General features: G+C 42.7%; 1 protein-coding gene. It reads left to right on the forward strand.

Features of this window, described 5'->3' with window-relative positions; all coding sequences use genetic code 11:
- Positions 1 to 401: hypothetical protein (locus AC3Y23_RS29045; protein ID WP_379205554.1), on the forward strand; the 401-nt coding region annotated here is incomplete at its 5' end.
- Positions 402 to 611: the final 210 nt, after the last annotated feature.

Genomic DNA, 611 nt, shown 5'->3' on the forward strand with positions numbered 1-611 from the left:
TACACTGTTGGTGGGAATGCAAACTAGTACAGCCACTATGGAGAACAGTGTGGAGATTCCTTAAAAAACTGGAAATAGAACTGCCTTATGATCCAGCAATCCCACTGCTGGGCATACACACTGAGGAAACCAGAAGGGAAAGAGACACGTGTACCCCAATGTTCATCGCAGCACTGTTTATAATAGCCAGGACATGGAAGCAACCTAGATGCCCATCAGCAGACAATTGGATAAGAAAGCTGTGGTACAGATACACAATGGAGTATTACTCAGCCATTAAAAAGAATACATTTGAATCAGCTCTAATGAGGTGGATGAAACTGGAACCTATTATACAGAGTGAAGTAAGCCAGAAAGAAAAACACCAATACAGTATACTAACGCATATATATGGACTTTAGAAAGATGGTAACAATAACCCTGTGTACTAGACAGCAAAACAAACACCGATGTATAGATCAGTCTTATGGACTCTGTGGGAGAGGGAGAGGGTGGGAAGATTTGGCAGAATGGCATTGAAACATGTAAAATATCATGTATGAAACAAGATGCCAGTCCAGGTTCGATGCACGATACTGGATGCTTGGGGCTAGTGCACTGGGACGACCCAG

Source organism: Paenibacillus sp. MAHUQ-45 (assembly GCF_058133325.1).